Raw genomic sequence first — 17,070 nt, forward strand, 5'->3', positions numbered from 1 at the left:
CTCCTATCCCTGTTACTTCCTAATTCCTTTTTAGTGGGGGAGTGTGAACAGTTACAGAAGATTAGGTTTTACTGATAAGTTTAATTTCCCAAATTCCGCCGCAGTTTATCAAGAATTTGTCCAGTTAACTCGTCAGCGTCCTTGTGATATGTCGGGTTTAAGTCATGAGTTTTTAGCTGCACAAGGTCCAACTCATTGGCCTTATTCAGATGGTAGTAATTCAGAAACTAAACGTCTATATACTAACTTACGCTTTCACACAATTGACGGACGCGCTAAATTTGGTGCATATTATTCTAAAGGACTTGCTGAACCACCGGATGATAATTATCCTTTTATATTAACTACTGGTAGACTATATGGACATTGGCATACGCAAACACGGACAGGCAGGATTGAGAAAATTCGCAAACTGCACCCCCAACCATTCATTGAGATTCATCCCCGTGATGCTGCTGTTTTGGGTATTATTGATAACCAGTGGTTAGAAGTGCGATCGCGTCGTGGTATAACTAAGTTTCCCGCTAAAATCACAAAAGCTATTTCCCCCGGCACTGTCTTTGTGCCTATGCACTGGGGTAAGCTATGGGCGGATGATGCTGAAGCTAACACTCTTACCCATTCAGAGGCTTGTCCTGATTCCCTTCAGCCAGAGTTAAAAGCCTGTGCTGTACAATTAGTACCAATTCCTGTAGAATCTACTGTTAAAAATTATCAATTTCAGTCTTCCCAATGGTAAGCTTTTAACTATATTCCCGATTTGGGAATTTATTACGTAATCTATTGTTAATTATCAATGGTTATGATTGTTTCTTTGGATACCTAAATTGTCAAAGAATGATCACAATTAATTTTACAATCTAAGTAAGAAACTATTAGTTTTGAAAGCACTTTCTAAAACTGTAAAGTTTGTGAAAGTAGACAATATATTGATGCTTTTTGATCCTTGAGATTTATCTACAGGATTTTTGTTTTATATTCGTAATTTCCAATTTAATTTTAATCAAGGAGTATCAAATGAGAAGGTTCATTAAAAATTTTCTAGAACTTACCAGTGATAAAAGCTTTATTCATTTGATTGAAATTGTCGAAATAATAGTTGCTAAATTACTATCTCTACTTATGGTAATAGTAATTTTTGCCACGCTTGGTGATTTAGCAACATTTATTTTTAAGGAAATACTTTCTCCAGAAGAAGGTAGTTTTAGTAAGACATTGTTTCAAACTTTTGGTTTATTTCTCAATGTTTTAATTGCTTTAGAAATTTTAGAAAACATTACTGGCTACCTCAAAAAGCACGTTTTACAAGTTGAATTAGTTATTGTTACTTCTTTAATTGCTATTGCCAGAAAAATTATTATTCTTGATTTAAAAGTAACTGAAGGTATAGAAATTATTGGTTTGGGTATTGCGATTCTTGCCCTATCCATTAGTTATTGGATAATTCGGAGTAGTCACCAAAAATAAAATTACTCGGTGAGAATAGGTAATTTATTAAGTAGTAATTAAGTAGGTTGGCGTTAAAAATTGTCGTTGGGGCAAGGGAACAGGGAACAGGAAGAGAGTTTTGGGCGATTTTACTTTTCTTCACATACCTTTAAATTTTTCGGTTCACCTACTTAATCAAAGTTCTGCATAAAAAGGTGCGTTAATCAACGCACCCTAGAAAATATTAATTTACAGTTTTCATTTTCCAACCTGGTTTGACAACTTGACGACTGCGTGCAATTACCAAAGAATCATCAGGGACATCTTCCGTCACCGTTGAACCTGCGGCTATGTAGACATCATTACCGACAGTAATAGGTGCAACTAACACACTATTAGAACCGGTTTTGCTGCGATCGCCTATTATTGTTTTATGCTTCTTCACACCGTCATAATTAGCAGTAATTGTCCCCGCACCAACATTAACCTGAGTTCCCGTTGTCGTATCACCTAAATATGATAAATGTGCTACATTAGTGCGATCGCCTAATTGGGTATTTTTCAACTCCACAAAATTACCAATTCTGCAACCTACACCCACCTCAGCATGACCACGTAAATGGGCGTAAGGCCCAATTCGAGTTTGAGATTGAATCACACTATCTGTAATTACAGAATAGAGAACCGTGACATTTTCACCCAACGCACTATTCTCAATTAAACTTCCTGGACCAATGCGACTACCAGCTTGAATCACCGTCTTTCCGCGCAAATGGGTTTGCGGTTCAATAATCACATCTGGCTGTAATTCCACCGTTTCATCAATAGTAATACTCGCCGGATCAATTAACGTCACACCTGCTAACAACCATTTTTCCTTAATCCGTCTTTGCAAAATATTATTAGCAGTTGCTAATTGCAATCTATCATTAATTCCCAAAATTTCTTGATCATCTTTCACATCTATAGCCATTACCTTACCCACCTGAGTAACAGCATCAGTCAGGTAATATTCTTTTTGAGCATTATTAGCTTGCAAATCTGGTAAAATCTTAGCCAAATCAGGCCAACTAAAACAGTAAATACCAGCATTCACCCGATTATTTTCTCTTTGAGTAGGAGTACAATCTTTATCCTCAACTATTTTTTGGACAATACCCTCACTATTCCGAAAAACCCGCCCATAACCTTGAGGATTTGCTAATTGTGCAGTCAAAATAGTACAGGAATTTTTATTTTCTTGGTGAATTTGTAAGAAATTTTTTAAAGTTTCCGTTCGTAACAAAGGCACATCACCATTTAAAATCAATAAATCTCCAGTGTAACCCTCCAAGCAGGGAAGTAATTGTTGAATAGCATGACCCGTACCTAATTGTACAGCCTGTTCTACAAATTCTAAACCATCAATAGAATCCATAGCTGTTTTTACTTCTGTGGACTGATAACCAACAATCACTAATCTCCGGGAAGGTGAAAGAGGTTCAGCACTTTCAATCACGCGTTCAACTAAAGATTTTCCACCCAAAGAATGTAAAACCTTGGGTAGATTAGATTTCATTCTTGTTCCTTTTCCAGCGGCGAGAATTGCTACAACAACCATAATTAAATATCAGTAAATTAGCGATAAATGCTTTCTTGACTTGCTCCTTTCCAGGTCAGATCATATCAGTTAATTATCTATGGTGGGAGTCTTCTGAAAATTTTAGATCACAAAGAATGTACTGTCTCTGAAAAAATATGTATATAATCAGCAATATATAGGACTCCTATTTGATTTTTCTTGTCTATAGCTTGATTTGTGCGCTTAGAAACTTATAAACGCTAATCTTCTATAATCCTATTGCCTCTTACCCGTCTATATAAGTAGCCATCGTGAACTGCGTACACCAGAACCCATAAAAAAACTTCTTATTCCCCTCTTCGCTTGCAGAGTGGGGTCTTATTCTCAAATCAGACATGGTATACTCAACACGGTTGGGACATGAACTTTCAATAAATTACAAAAAACCTAGATTTATAGGGGTTTAGCTCATGCTTTACCCCTACCCACATCATCAAATAAATAAGCCGTGTTGAGTATAATCAAACTAGATTTCTGGATTTTTAACATTAAATTATGATGACTTTTACAAACAAGTGCTTATTATCTATTTTTTGTGGAATGATAACTCTATTTAGTATTGTTCCCTCAAGTATAGAAGCAAAGCCAAAACCTAATTCACGTCCCCATATATCTAAACAACCAAATTACACTCGACTAAAAAAATTACTAGCAGCAGGTAAATGGCGAGAAGCTGACTTAGAAACTTGGAAACAAATGGCGATGTTTTCAAAATCTGGTGATGATTATCTTACCGCAGATGAAATGAATAAGTTTCCCTGTAATCATCTGGGAATTTTAAACCAACTTTGGCTAAAATCCAGTAAAAATCGCTTTGGTTTTAGTGTACAACGCAAAATCTGGCAAGATTTTGGAGGTAAAACTAATTTTGATGAAAATATCTATAGAAAATTTGTGATTCGTGTGGGTTGGTATACAAAAGATTCAACAGCTTTGGGTGGTTATCGAACTATTAATACCAATAATCTCATTTATTCCTTAAAAGCACCTCAAGGACATTTACCGGGTATTCCTCTATCAGATTATGGTGTTGGTGGGGGTTTTGGTGGTGCTAGTGGTTGGCGTTTTATTCCCCGTGCGGCATTTTGCAAGATTTAGTAAGTAGCTTGACAAAATTCAATTCATTTGTGGAGTTAGGAAACACAAAGATAATATTCAGGATAAATAATGAACTTTGAAGAAGGATTACAAATTTTAGATACGGCTATCTTTAACAAACTTAATAGACACCTGAAAGATGTAGAAATAATTGTTCTAAAAGGATCTTGGCAAGGTTTTAATTATGATGAAATTGCTAATAAGGAAGGTTATGCAGCTAAATATCTCCGTCAAGATGTAGGTTTTAAATTGTGGAAACTACTTTCAGAAGCACTAGGAGAAGAAGTTAATAAAACTAATTTTCGTGCAGCAGTTGAACGTTCACACCTGAGAAATAATAACATTCTCCCGATAGAATTAAATCAAGAGAGTTCTCATAACATCAAACATGAATTTGTCCCAGAATACCCGAAAGGTTCAGTCCCTCTAAATTCTGTATTTTACATCCAACGAAATCTTATAGAAGAACGCTGTTATGACACAATTCTTCAGGCTGGTTCTCTAATTCGGATTAAAGCCCCAAATCAAATGGGTAAAACATCCTTACTTGATAGAATTATCGCTCATTCAAATCAGCAAAATTATCATACAGTCCGCCTCAACTTTTTGCAAGCAGAAACAACAGTTTTTAGTAATTTAGATAAATTTTTGCGCTGGTTTTGTGCTTATGTTAGCCACAAATTAAAATTACCTTCTTTGTTAAATGAATCTTGGGATGAATATAGAGGTAGCATTATTAATTGCACCACATATTTTGAAGATCATATTTTAGCAGAAATCAATAATAATTTAGTTTTGGCATTAGATGAAGTAGATAGAGTATTTCAATATCCTGAAATTTCTCAAGGTTTTTTTGCCATGTTACGGAGTTGGCATGAAGAAGCTAAAACTATAGAAATTTGGGAAAAATTACGATTAGCTGTAGTCCATTCTACTGAAAATTATGGTTCATTGGATATCAATCAATCACCATTTAATGTTGGTTTAGTGGTAGAATTAACAGAGTTTACCAAAGAACAAATAGAAGTTTTAGCCCATCATCATCAACTAGATTATAATCGAACCCAAATACAGGAATTAATGTCTATAATTGGCGGGCATCCATATTTAATCAGATTAGCACTTTATCATCTGGCACTTGGGGAGATAACCCTAGAAAAACTATTACAAAATGCCTCAACAAATGCTGGAATTTATGAAGAACATTTAAGGCATTTCTTGCATACTTTTAAAGTAAACCCTCATTTAACTCAGGCATTTATTCAAGTAGTTACAGCCACCGAACCAATCAGTATAGAAACAATGCAAGCATATCAACTATATAGTATGGGATTAGTTAAAAGAGTAGGCGATAAATTAATCCCAAGCTATCAGTTATATCAACATTATTTTCGGGAACATTTGGCAAATTAAAACAAATAACCTAGGACTTACGCACTGTACAAACTTGCCATGATATGAATGAACGAAATTGCGTCGTTTTCGGCTTTGGGAATAACCTATTGAGTAGGGTGCGTCAGACACGATATTTTGACAAAAAAACAGATTTCCTCTATCTGACGCACCCTACAAGGGATAAAATTCACGTTACATATTTGGAGAATCTTGTCAATGCGTAAATCCTATAACCCATGATTCTAACTTTTGGAAATAAAGAGACGCAATATTTGTGCAAATTTGCTACTAACGTCTTTTATTTGCACAAGATAAAGGATAACGTTTACCTCTCCAAGTAGTCCAACCAGTAGCCTGACCTGACTTAGCATTATATCTTAAAAACCAGTTGTCTTGTTCTTGACCTAAATAACGAATTGAGAGAGAATTGGAATTTGCGGAACGTTTTGCTAGTGGCACCCATGCACTACCATTATCGCTGAACCGTCCTACAACCTTCACCCCTGATGTAGTTCTACAGACATCACCATCACAGCTAGTTTGCGGATCATCAACGACAAGCCACTGCATTTTGGCACTACGACCGTCAATAGTGCAATCCCATGTACCAAAATACCATTGAGCGATCGCCTGTGAGGCATTAGTTGTACCAAGATTAAATAATAATCCAGAAGGAATCAGCACTAAACCTAACAAACATTTTTGGAGTAATTTCATAACTTTGATAATTTTGATTGACGAAGTAAATTGATAAAAACTCATGAAAATAACTATTGGCTAGGACAGTCTGGACTTGGACCCTTTAAAGAAAAACTATCAACTTGCACCCAACTATCTTGTCCTAAAGCCCATAAACCTGTAAAAATATTGTAACTTGAAGCATTACCAGTTCTAAATTGTAGTGTCAATTTTGTGTATTGTGGTAAACTACCAAATTTGAGTTCAGACCAAACTTTTTGTTGACTATCACGAACTCCGAAATATCCATCTGTAACATTCCCTGATGTTCTTACATAAGCCTCCAAAATATAGTTAGAATTTGGTTTCAGCCGTACTTGTTGACGAATGCCATTCCAACCAGAAACATTCCGCATCCAGGCATTATTTTCACCTTTAAAACTATATCCTTTCTTGATATCAAAACCTGCACGTCCTTCTGTTTGCCAATAAGAGGAGGGTTGTTGTTCAAAATCAAGATTGCTATAAGGTGCTGCACACGAAGCTTGTGCTTGATTAATACCAATGTTGGTTAACAATATTGAACTAACAGCAACAGTGAAAATGTTAGTTAATAAGCCTTTGGTAAGTAAGTTGTGACTCTGACGTAATTTAATTAATGACATGAAATATCTCCAATATTTTGTAACAGTGAGACTCAATAAATTTATCGCATGTTAATCATAAATGACGCATCTTGTCGAAATAAATTGCTACCATCTGATCTTTCTAGCCACAACTCAAAATTCTTGTGTCGGATGTAGTATCCATACAAGTTGAAGGATTCAAATGCAAAATGATCATTCCTACCAAACGTTACAGGTTTAATGCAAAAGGTAGCATCTTCTCTAAAAAGCTGCTGATTGATCATCCTTGACAACTGGATTCGGAAATTCTTGTGTCTCAAGAAGTGACCTGGATAGTTTACAGATTCAAATGAAGAGCATCGGCTATCCGCTAATCCCGGAACAATTTTGAAACTTGTGTCTTTCCTTCCGAGTTCTTCAGTGATTGGTTCTAAGTAGCCCAATAAATTTCTGTGGCGAATATAGCGATCGGGAAAGTTAGACGAAGCAAAGGAGTGAACTTGACCGTACAAACCTTTATATTGGGCGTAAGCTGAAGATGATGATGTTAGCACAATCCCACAGACTGACAAACCTAAAGTTGAAATACTCAGGAATTTTTTCAGTAGGTTAAATTTCATTATTGCTCCAATTTTCTATTGATTTGAATTATGCTTTGAAGTTTGATATTGTTGGGTTTCCTTGCGTCAACCCAACCTACTTTTATGGGGCGCGGAATATTGTTCCATTAGCATTAACTATCCAAGGAGTACCAGTAGCATCAACGGCAATTTCTACAGCCGCACCGGGAACTAGATCCCAATTTGAACCATTTCTAGAGAAGATTTCATAACCACCACTGCCATTATTTGCACAACCTAATAGCCACACTTTATCACCACCAACTGCGATTTTTTTGGCACAACCAGCAACTTGTTTCCAAGGATCACCTTTTTTCATAATGTTTCCATTGGTACGAGAATTGATGTTACGAAATATGCCGCCCTGTGCGTTCACTGCCCAAACAATATTCTGAGAATCAACAGCTAAATCTACCGCCGCACCTGGCATTAAATCCCAGTTTGAACCATTCCAAGTAAAGATTTGATAACCACTATTGCCATTATTTGCACAACCTAATAGCCAAACTTTACCACCACCAGCCGCAATTTTTTTGGCACAACCAGGGACTTGTTGCCATGAATTACCACTTCTTTGAAATATTTTACCATCAGAACTTACAACCCAAGGAGTACCATCAGAATTAACAGCTATGTCTGTGGCTGCACCTTCCACTAGATCCCAATTTGAACCATTTCTAGAAAAGATTTGATAACCACCACCGCCACCAGCTTCAGATTCATTAACAGTTAAGCGACCTAAAAAATCATCTTTACTGCCACTGTCATATTCCCAGAAATTCACATCAATAACGTTAGAAAAATTAAGTGTGAGATTAGGACGAACTACTTGACCTTTACTAATATCATAATCTTTTCCTGGCGCTGGCCAAATTGCTAAATCTCTTTTTGGTTCATTAGACAAACTTAAATAAAGATCGTCAGGATCTCCCCCACCAGCACTATCAATAGCTTGGGCTACGTCAGGAATAGCGGCTATTAGCTTACTGGCTTCACTTAAATCCCCTGGGAGGGCTGTAGAAATCAGTGCTTGAGTTACAGCAGCCAGTGGTTTAAAAATGGCGTTAAGAACACCAGGACTAATACCTGTAGAGACTGATTTACATTCAATTGCTCTAATAATTAATTGCGCCGCTTGACTGGAACTGCCGGAAGTTAAAATTGCTCCAAAAATTAATAATGTGATTAGGCTTTTGCTAATAAAGTTAGGTTTCATAATCTTTCTGTTGAGTTAAAGTTTTTATGTGTTTTCTGTTTGTTAACTAAGATTATGTCCTTTAATTCAATCGCTGTCTATACCTAAAAAATCAGTGGTTAAATTGAGTAGTTTTAGTAAAGTCAGTAAATGTCATAAAAAGTCAGGTAAATCCTAAAATATATGTTTTTGATAGAAAAATCCTCTAAAGTAGAGTCAATTAGACATCTTGTGAAAATTAAATATGCGTTTTCTACAACCCTTGTAGAGACGTTCCGGCGGAACGTCTCTACATTCATTTTCACAAGATGTCTATTCACTTTAATCAATTTACTTGGCCTTTATATTTGATTTGAAAAATAATTTCTTGAAGTTTAACCCTTAAACGTTATGACAAATTTCAATTACTATAAACTAGGAGGCAGCCTAGAATATCAGCATCCTACTTATGTGATTAGACAAGCTGACTCTGATCTCTATGAAGGCTTGAAAAATGGTGATCTATGTTATGTCTTAAACTCGCGGCAAATGGGTAAATCGAGTTTACGAGTACATACTATGAAACAACTGAAAGAGGAAGGGATAAAATGCGCTTCTGTTGATTTAACCAGAATTGGCAGTCATGTTACACCTGCTGAATGGTATGGAGGATTTGTTTCTGAGTTGTTGCGGGGTTTTGGTTTATCCAAAAAAGTGAATTTTGGGACTTGGTGGAGAGAACGGGAGTTTTTACCACCAAAACAACGATTAAGTGAATTAATTGATGATGTATTATTAACAGAATTTCCGGGTAGAATTATCATTTTTATTGATGAAGTTGACAGTATTTTAAGAATAAATTTTAAAGATGATTTTTTTGCTTTTATTCGTGCTTGTTATAATCAACGGGCAGATAATCCAGAATATCAACGCCTCACTTTTTGTTTGTTAGGTGTAGCAACTCCCTCTAATTTAATTGCTGATAAAAATCGTACTCCTTTTAATATTGGACGGGCTATTGAATTAAATGGATTTCAATTAAATGAAGTAGAATCTTTAATAAAAGGTTTAGAGGATATAGTTTCTAGACCAAAAGCAGTATTAGCAGAAGTGTTAAAGTGGACTGGAGGACAACCATTTTTAACCCAAAAGCTTTGTCAATTAATTTGTAATTCTAATAATTTATGTCCAGAGTTTCAAGAAAATGAATATATAGAGAAATTAGTCCAAACTCAAATTATCGAAAATTGGGAAGCACAGGATGAACCAGAACATTTGCGAACAATTAGAGATCGAATTTTACAAAGTTCTGAAAATCAAACTGGGCGATTATTGGGATTATATCAGCAAATATTGCATAATGGAGAAATAATTGCCGATGATAGCCCTGAACAAACTCAATTACGACTAACAGGATTAATTGTTAAACAACAGGGAAAACTGAGAATTTATAATTGCATTTATGCGGAAATATTTAATCAAATATGGCTAGATAAAGTCTTAGCAAATATTCGACCTTATGCACAAATGTTAAATATTTGGGTGAGTTCAAATTTTCAAGATGACTCGCGTTTGTTACATGGTCAAAGTTTACAAGAGGCTCGGAATTGGGCCGCAGATAAAGGTTTAAGCGATTTAGATCGTAAATTTTTAGATGCTAGTCAGGAATTAGAAAAGCGAGATGTTCAAAAAAGATTACAAGTAGAAGCAGAATCATCGGGAATTTTAGCAGCAGCAAATGATGTTTTATTTGTAGCTAATCAAAAAGCTAAAAAACAGATTCAGATTGGAGGAGGAGTATTAGCAATTACCCTAGTTACAGCGATGTCTACTGGAATTTGGGCAAATATGATGATCAAAGATATACAACTAGAAAAAATTACATCTTTGAGCATCTCTTCTCATGCTTTATTAAACTCAAATAGAGAACTTGATGCTTTAATTGCCGCTTTAAAAGCAGCCATGCAATTAAAATCAGCAACTTGGACAGATGCTAACACTAAAGAATCTGTAAGATTAGCATTACAAAGAGCAGTTTATCAAGTCAGAGAACAAAATCGTTTAGAAGGACATAATGATTCAGTTAGAAGTGTAACTTTTAGTCCCAATGGTCAAATGATTGCTACTGCTAGTGAAGATAATACAGTTAGACTATGGAACATTAAGGGCAGAGAAATTAGAAAATTTACTGGAAATAATCAAGGTTTTAGAAGTGTTAATTTCAGCCAAGATGGTAAAATAATTGCTGCTATAAGTGCAGATAATACTATCAAAATCTGGGAAATAAATGGACAAGAAGTAATCACTTTAAAAGGGCAAGATAACCAAGATAATTTCATGAGTAGCCTTTGTTTTATTCCCGATAGTAAAATAATTGCTGCTTCTAATCAAGATAATACCGTTAAACTTTGGCGTATTGATGGCAGAGAAATTAAAACTCTCAAAGGTCATAAATTTCCTATTTGGAGCATTAGTTGTAGTCCTGATGGCAAAAACATCGTCACGGCTGATTTAGGGGGTATCCTAATCTTATGGAGTGCAAATGGAGAACAAATCAAAACCTTTAGAGCGAGTCCACAATCTATTTTTGGTGTTAGTTTTAGTCCAAATGGGAAAACCATAGTCACTGCGGCAGGAGATACCACTATTAAACTGTGGAATTTAGATGGAAAAGAACTCAAAACCATTGGCAAACATGATAATTATGTTATTAGTGTTAGCTTTAGCTCAGATGGTCAAACAATTGTTTCTAGTAGTGCTGACAACACAGTTAAATTGTGGAGTATTGAAGGTAGAGAATTAAAAACTCTCAAAGGGCATAATAATTCTGTTTTTAGTGTGAGTTTTAGCCCCGATAATCAAATCATTACCTCTGCGAGCGCTGACAATACAGTTAAACTTTGGAATCTTGATCAAGAACCCAAAACTTTCATTGGACATACTGACTCTCTTTGGGCTGTTAATTTTAGTCCCAATGGTAAAATCATTGCTTCAGCAGGAGATGATAAAACTATTCAACTTTGGAGTATTGATGGGCCACAACTCAAATCTATTAATCCCAACAGTAATCTTGATTGGAATCGAATTTGGAACATTACCTTTAGTCCCGATGGTAATACAATTGCTACTGTAGGTTTTGATCAAATGGTTAAGATTTGGAGTCTTGATGGTCAAAATATTAAAACTTTTAAAGGACACAATGATCAAGTTATTGATCTCAGCTTTAGTCCTAATGGTAAAACTCTGGCAACTGCTAGTTATGATGGTACGGTCAAACTATGGAATATAAATCATCAAGAACTGATAACTTTGACAGGAAATGGTGGTAAGGTTCGCAGTGTTAATTTTAGTCCTAATGGTATGATGATTGTTTCTGGTAATCATGACGGTACAATAAAACTTTGGAATTTAGAGGGAAAAAATCTGAAAACTTTCAAAGGACATAATAGTTATATCACTAATGTTCGTTTCAGTCCTGATGGTAAGATCATTGCTTCCAGTAGTCAGGATAAAACCATCAAACTCTGGAGTTTAGAAGGCCAGGAACTCAAAACTTTCAAAGGTCATACTGCGGGAGTTACTAGATTTAGTTTTAGTCCTGATGGCAAAATTATAGCTTCTGCTAGTTCTGATGGCACAATTCGACTTTGGATTGTAGAAACTAGTCAAGAAATTAAAACTCTTGAGGGGCGTGGTTATGCTTTTTTGAATGTCAGTTTCAGTCCTGATGGACAAAAAATTGCTTCTGTCAGTGATGATGGACTTATTGAACTGTGGAATGCGGAAACTCTCGATTTTGATCAACTAATTCATAGAGGTTGTAACTGGTTAAATGATTATCTTAAAAACAATCCGCAAGTGAACAAGACTGATAAAAATATTTGCAATTAAAAACAAGGAGTTATTTATGAATCGTCGTCAATTTTTAACTTGGTTTGGAGTTGGTTTCGCTGCTAATTTATTGTTTTCCCCTGAAGCTGTTGCTAAGTTGGCTAAGTTCAAAAAGAAACGTCAAAAAATTAATCGCAGCACTCCTCAAAGAACTACTTTTTATATCCAGGGTAGAGACCTATATGATCAGCTTGGTAACAAAGTCATTCTGCGCGGAGTTAACAAAATGTCCGTATGGGATGGAGAAGATCCCACTGGCAGTATTTCCTTCCCAGAAATTCGCAAAACGGGGGCAAATACAGTCAGAATTGTTTGGGCTATGACAACTCAACAAGGGACAACAGATATTAATGTCCTGGATCAACTTATTGGTAGTGCTATAAATAATCAACTTATTCCCATGATTGAGTTACATGATGCCACAGGAGAATGGAATCGTCTCCAGACATTAGTTGACTACTGGGTGCAACCTAATGTTGTGAATTTGATCCAGAAATATCAACAATATCTATTAGTTAATATTGCCAATGAAGCTGGAAATGATCAGGTGAATGAAGCTCAATTTATTGATGGTTATACAACAGCTATTCAATCTATGCGAGCCGCAGGAATCCGTACTCCTTTAGTAATAGATGCTCCCGACTGGGGTAAAAATCTCGGTATCCTCGATGCTACTGCATCTACTTTACTCAAAGCTGACCCAGACAACAATTTGCTATTTTCAGTTCACCTTTATTGGGGTATATCTAATGGTGCTGATGCCAACTTTGTGCGATCGCAGTTGCAAAAGTCAGTTAATCTAGGTTATCCCCTAATAGTGGGCGAGTTCTCCAAATTTGGAGCTTATGCTGGTGAAAATAAAAGTGGATGTAGTCCAGATGGAGAAATTGACTACAAAACCATCTTAGAAGAATGTCACAAACACGAAATTGGCTGGTATGCTTGGGAGTGGGGACCTGGCAACGGTTATCATGATCCTCTTTGTGCTAATATGGACATGACTCCTGATCGTTTGTTCCAGAATCTCAAGCCAGGATGGGCTACTGAAGTGGCAATTTCTAGCCCTTACAGTATCAAAAATACCTCTGTTACACCTGCCATGATGACTTCCAGGATTTAGGCCGATACCACTGGCACAAACTAGCAAAGTGTCTTCAATCCCTGTCTTGGCCACCTTTTGCGCCATTGTGAACTGGATTCTAATGTAGAGACTTGAATCTCATCTTGTCGTCGCTTCAGTATCATTGCAGCGGTATCGTTTAAATTAGGATCTCGATAAGGAATAGCCGCACGAGTTAGTAAATGTTCTGCTTCAGCTTGGGAAAGAGGCGGCAAAGAGGATTTTAATTGTTCTTCATGTTGAGGATGTCCCGCAATAGTCCCCGGAGTCCGTCTTCCTATCGGTGCAGTCGAACTGACAACCAAACCAGCAGTTAACAGCCCATTCCGTACCGCCGCAGCACAGGAATAAGTAGCCAGTAACCCATTTTGATTCAAGCACTCTGATACTTTTTGGATAAATTCCACTGTCCATAACTGTGGACATTGCGGAGGTGAAAAGGGATCAAGAAAAATTGCATCTGCTTGAAAACCTGATTCATGTACTTGGAGAATTAAGTTTCTAGCATCACCACTTAGTAAAGTAGCTTGTAAATAATCTATATGGATTTGATGTTCAAACGCTATTTCAGTTAAAATTTTTATATATTTGTCGTCCCAGTCATTAAATAACTGATGGTTAATTGCTGCTTGAGGGACAAGGGAATTTAGTTCTAAGCCAATCAACTCCACACGACAACGAGGATTTACTTGCCAAATTGTCTGTAAAGCTGCCGCTGTGTTGTATCCTAGACCATAACAAATATCTAACAGCCGCACAAATCCCGTTTCGGCTAATATTGGTAATCGAGTCGGAACAGCAAACTTGAGTAAACTTTCTTGTTTTGCTCCATAGTGGCTGTGAAAAGCTTGATTAAATTCTGTGGAAAAAAAGGTAAAAGAACCATCTTGGGTTTGTTGGGGTGTAAAATCTTCTAAATTTGACATTTTAGGATTTTAGGATTTTAGGAGTCAGGAGTCAGGAGTCAGGAGTCAGGAGTCAGGAGTCAGGAGTCAGGAGGAAGAAAGAAGAAAGCCTGGGTGAGTCATTACCAATTATCAATTACCAATTACCAATTACTTATGAATAATCAATTTATTGTTTCTCCAGAATGGTTGTTTGAAAACCTCAATAATCCTCAAGTTGTGATTGTTGATTGTCGGTTTTCTTTAGCTGATGCTCAATTAGGAAAACAACAGTACCAAACTAATCATATCCCAGGCTCTTATTATTTAGATTTAAATCAAGATTTATCTAGTCCTGTACAAGAACATGGAGGCAGACATCCTTTACCAAATACTACAGAATTAGCTGAAAAATTCTCAGCAATTGGGGTAAATCACAAAAAAACTTTAGTAGTAGCTTATGATGATTCTCGCTTGGCTTTTGCATCTCGTTTATGGTGGTTATTGCGGTATTTAGGACATGAACAAGTAGCTGTTTTAGATGGTGGTTTTTCTGGTTGGCAAAAAGCGGGTTATGCCGTTACAGATGTCATTCCTACTGCTGAAAGAGGAATATTTATTCCCCAAATTCAAGAAAATAAAGTTGTAGATTTTACTTATGTTAAAAATCACAAAGATAGTCAAAATGTGGTTTTAGTAGACTCTAGGGAAGGAGAACGTTATCGAGGAGAAAAAGAACCAATTGATAAAATTGCTGGACATATTCCCGGTGCTGTTAATTATCCTTGGCAAGAAGTAACGGACGCTTCTGGGTGCATAATTCCCCAGTTAGCACAATCTCAACGGTGGCAAAATATAGATACCAATAAAGAAATTTTAGTTTATTGTGGTTCTGGTGTCACAGCTTGTGTAAATTTACTTTCTTTAGCCATAGCTGAAATTTCCACCGCTAAACTTTACGCTGGTAGTTGGAGTGATTGGATTAGTTATTAGTTAGTTGTCAGTTGTCAGTTGTTAGTTGTCAGTTGTCAGTTGTTAGTTGTTAGTTGTCAGTTGTCAGTTGTCAGTTACGTTAGATTAAATCTAGGCAACTTGACTATATATAGTTCAATAGCCTATTTTTAGTGAAAAAAGTAGAAAATTATGACTTTTGATTACGACCTATTTGTGATTGGTGCTGGTTCTGGGGGTTTGGCTGCTTCTAAACGGGCGGCTAGTTATGGGGCAAAAGTGGCGATCGCCGAATATGATTTAGTTGGTGGTACTTGCGTAATTCGTGGTTGTGTACCCAAAAAACTCATGGTTTACGGTTCTCACTTTCCCGCCCAATTCCAAGAAGCCGCAGGTTATGGTTGGACAGTGGGAGATGTAAAATTTGACTGGGAACACTTCATCACATCCATAGATAACGAAGTTAACAGACTTTCCAAACTACACATCAGCTTTTTAGAAAAAGCCGGCGTAGAATTAATTTCCGGTCGTGCTACCTTCATAGACCCCCATACCGTCGAAGTCAATGGGAAACAATATACAGCCGCGAAAATTTTAATTGCTGTCGGTGGTCGTCCCATTAAACCAGAAATTCCCGGTATAGAACACGGTATTACTTCCAATGAAATCTTTCACCTAAAAACCCAACCCAAACATATTGCTATCATTGGCGCTGGTTATATCGGCAGTGAATTTGCCTGTATTATGCGCGGTTTGGGTTCAGAAGTCACCCAGATTATCCGCAAAGAGCAAATTTTAAACGGGTTTGACCAAGATATCCGTACCAGTATCCAAGAAGGAATGATCAATCATGGTATTCGTATTATCCAAAATACTGTGGTGACAGGAATAGAAAAAGTAGACGCAGGACTGAAATTAACCTTGTCTGGAGACCAAGAACCCATCATTGCTGATGTATTTTTAGTAGCAACAGGTCGCAGTCCCAATATTGAGGCACTAGGTTTAGAAAATGCCCAAGTTGATTGTGTTCCCAGTTCGGTTGAAGGACCTGGATACAGTACCTCAGATGCAATTTCCGTGAATGAATACAGTCAAACTTGCCAACCTCATATTTATGCTGTTGGTGATGTCACAGACCGCTTAAACTTAACCCCCGTTGCCATTGGTGAAGGACGCGCCTTTGCTGATACTGAATTTGGCAACAACCGCCGCGAATTTAGTCACGAAACCGTTGCCACAGCCGTATTCACCACCCCAGAAGCAGCCACAGTCGGTTTAACAGAAGCCCAAGCTAGGGACAAATTCGGTGATGATAATATCAAGATTTATCGTACCAGCTTCCGCCCCATGTACTACACTTTGGCAGGTAAGCAAGAAAAAACCATGATGAAGCTGATAGTAGATACTAGCACTGATAAAATTCTCGGCGCTCACATGGTAGGAGATAGCGCCGCAGAAATTATTCAAGGTGTCGCTATTGCAGTGAAAATGGGTGCAACTAAAGCTGATTTTGATGCCACTGTAGGTATTCATCCTTCCGCAGCAGAGGAATTTGTGACCATGAGATAATTGTTATTAGCTAAA

The 17,070-nt window shown here is 36.8% G+C and carries 13 protein-coding genes and 1 pseudogene; 8 read left to right on the forward strand and 6 right to left on the reverse strand.

Annotated features, from left to right (window positions below; genetic code table 11):
* Positions 1-55: 55 nt before the first annotated feature.
* A pseudogene (locus FJR05_RS02985) lies at positions 56-739 on the forward strand (molybdopterin oxidoreductase family protein); the annotation flags it as partial.
* A 278-nt stretch (positions 740-1,017) separates the two neighbouring features.
* Entirely contained in the window at positions 1,018-1,467 is a 450-nt protein-coding gene (locus FJR05_RS02990; RefSeq protein WP_168642745.1) for a phosphate-starvation-inducible PsiE family protein, read from the forward strand.
* A 205-nt stretch (positions 1,468-1,672) separates the two neighbouring features.
* On the opposite strand, the gene glmU is transcribed toward FJR05_RS02990, so the two are convergent.
* Positions 1,673-3,028, reverse strand: a complete 1,356-nt coding sequence (gene glmU, locus FJR05_RS02995) for a bifunctional UDP-N-acetylglucosamine diphosphorylase/glucosamine-1-phosphate N-acetyltransferase GlmU (RefSeq protein WP_168642746.1) — start codon at positions 3,026-3,028, stop codon at positions 1,673-1,675.
* A gap of 561 nt (positions 3,029-3,589) precedes the next feature.
* Here glmU and FJR05_RS03000 point away from each other — a divergent pair.
* Positions 3,590-4,147 carry a GUN4 domain-containing protein gene (locus FJR05_RS03000; protein WP_168642747.1) on the forward strand — a complete coding sequence of 186 codons (558 nt, stop codon included), beginning with the start codon at positions 3,590-3,592 and terminating at the stop codon, positions 4,145-4,147.
* A 69-nt stretch (positions 4,148-4,216) separates the two neighbouring features.
* Positions 4,217-5,560, forward strand: a complete 1,344-nt coding sequence (locus FJR05_RS03005; RefSeq protein WP_168642748.1) for an AAA-like domain-containing protein — start codon at positions 4,217-4,219, stop codon at positions 5,558-5,560.
* 270 nt (positions 5,561-5,830) lie between these two features.
* Here the strand turns inward: FJR05_RS03005 and FJR05_RS03010 are convergent, their stop codons facing one another.
* The 4 genes from FJR05_RS03010 to FJR05_RS03025 form a co-directional block, all read right to left on the reverse strand.
* Positions 5,831-6,259, reverse strand: coding sequence for a DUF6006 family protein (locus tag FJR05_RS03010; protein WP_168642749.1), 429 nt, complete (start codon positions 6,257-6,259; stop codon positions 5,831-5,833).
* Positions 6,260-6,312: 53 nt separating this feature from the next.
* On the reverse strand, positions 6,313-6,885 hold the full coding sequence (locus FJR05_RS03015) for a hypothetical protein (protein WP_174783559.1): 573 nt from the start codon (positions 6,883-6,885) through the stop codon (positions 6,313-6,315).
* Positions 6,886-6,926: 41 nt separating this feature from the next.
* A complete protein-coding gene (locus tag FJR05_RS03020) occupies positions 6,927-7,466 on the reverse strand; it encodes an AbfB domain-containing protein (protein ID WP_168642750.1) in 540 nt (179 codons plus the stop codon).
* Between the two features lie 82 nt (positions 7,467-7,548).
* A complete protein-coding gene (locus FJR05_RS03025; protein WP_168642751.1) occupies positions 7,549-8,682 on the reverse strand; it encodes a tectonin domain-containing protein in 1,134 nt (377 codons plus the stop codon).
* A 369-nt stretch (positions 8,683-9,051) separates the two neighbouring features.
* On the opposite strand from FJR05_RS03025, the gene FJR05_RS03030 reads away from it, so the two are divergent.
* The gene (locus tag FJR05_RS03030; protein ID WP_168642752.1) at positions 9,052-12,531 is read left to right on the forward strand and encodes an AAA-like domain-containing protein; all 3,480 of its coding nucleotides are present in this window, start codon (positions 9,052-9,054) and stop codon (positions 12,529-12,531) included.
* A 16-nt stretch (positions 12,532-12,547) separates the two neighbouring features.
* Positions 12,548-13,651: a cellulase family glycosylhydrolase gene (locus tag FJR05_RS03035; protein ID WP_168642753.1), complete on the forward strand. Its 1,104-nt coding sequence runs from the start codon at positions 12,548-12,550 to the stop codon at positions 13,649-13,651.
* A 20-nt stretch (positions 13,652-13,671) separates the two neighbouring features.
* Here the strand turns inward: FJR05_RS03035 and FJR05_RS03040 are convergent, their stop codons facing one another.
* Positions 13,672-14,577 (reverse strand): tRNA (5-methylaminomethyl-2-thiouridine)(34)-methyltransferase MnmD, encoded by a 906-nt coding sequence (locus FJR05_RS03040; protein WP_168642754.1) that lies wholly within the window; start codon positions 14,575-14,577, stop codon positions 13,672-13,674.
* Between the two features lie 135 nt (positions 14,578-14,712).
* Here FJR05_RS03040 and FJR05_RS03045 point away from each other — a divergent pair, with 135 nt between their 5' ends.
* Positions 14,713-15,528, forward strand: coding sequence for a sulfurtransferase (locus FJR05_RS03045; protein ID WP_168642755.1), 816 nt, complete (start codon positions 14,713-14,715; stop codon positions 15,526-15,528).
* A 150-nt stretch (positions 15,529-15,678) separates the two neighbouring features.
* Positions 15,679-17,055 (forward strand): glutathione-disulfide reductase, encoded by a 1,377-nt coding sequence (gor, locus tag FJR05_RS03050; protein WP_168642756.1) that lies wholly within the window; start codon positions 15,679-15,681, stop codon positions 17,053-17,055.
* The last annotated feature ends 15 nt before the right edge of the window (positions 17,056-17,070 follow it).

Origin of the sequence: Dolichospermum sp. UHCC 0259, assembly GCF_009711935.1 — a bacterium.
Lineage (GTDB): Bacteria > Cyanobacteriota > Cyanobacteriia > Cyanobacteriales > Nostocaceae > Dolichospermum.

Excerpts from the sequence above, each read along its gene's own strand:
- FJR05_RS02990 (WP_168642745.1), top strand. The coding sequence starts at position 1,018 with ATGAGAAGGTTCATTAAAAATTTTCTAGAACTTACCAGTGATAAAAGC.
- glmU (WP_168642746.1), bottom strand. The coding sequence starts at position 3,028 with ATGGTTGTTGTAGCAATTCTCGCCGCTGGAAAAGGAACAAGAATGAAA.
- FJR05_RS03000 (WP_168642747.1), top strand. The coding sequence starts at position 3,590 with ATGATAACTCTATTTAGTATTGTTCCCTCAAGTATAGAAGCAAAGCCA.
- FJR05_RS03005 (WP_168642748.1), top strand. The coding sequence starts at position 4,217 with ATGAACTTTGAAGAAGGATTACAAATTTTAGATACGGCTATCTTTAAC.
- FJR05_RS03010 (WP_168642749.1), bottom strand. The coding sequence starts at position 6,259 with ATGAAATTACTCCAAAAATGTTTGTTAGGTTTAGTGCTGATTCCTTCT.
- FJR05_RS03015 (WP_174783559.1), bottom strand. The coding sequence starts at position 6,885 with ATGTCATTAATTAAATTACGTCAGAGTCACAACTTACTTACCAAAGGC.
- FJR05_RS03020 (WP_168642750.1), bottom strand. The coding sequence starts at position 7,466 with ATGAAATTTAACCTACTGAAAAAATTCCTGAGTATTTCAACTTTAGGT.
- FJR05_RS03025 (WP_168642751.1), bottom strand. The coding sequence starts at position 8,682 with ATGAAACCTAACTTTATTAGCAAAAGCCTAATCACATTATTAATTTTT.
- FJR05_RS03030 (WP_168642752.1), top strand. The coding sequence starts at position 9,052 with ATGACAAATTTCAATTACTATAAACTAGGAGGCAGCCTAGAATATCAG.
- FJR05_RS03035 (WP_168642753.1), top strand. The coding sequence starts at position 12,548 with ATGAATCGTCGTCAATTTTTAACTTGGTTTGGAGTTGGTTTCGCTGCT.
- FJR05_RS03040 (WP_168642754.1), bottom strand. The coding sequence starts at position 14,577 with ATGTCAAATTTAGAAGATTTTACACCCCAACAAACCCAAGATGGTTCT.
- FJR05_RS03045 (WP_168642755.1), top strand. The coding sequence starts at position 14,713 with ATGAATAATCAATTTATTGTTTCTCCAGAATGGTTGTTTGAAAACCTC.
- gor (WP_168642756.1), top strand. The coding sequence starts at position 15,679 with ATGACTTTTGATTACGACCTATTTGTGATTGGTGCTGGTTCTGGGGGT.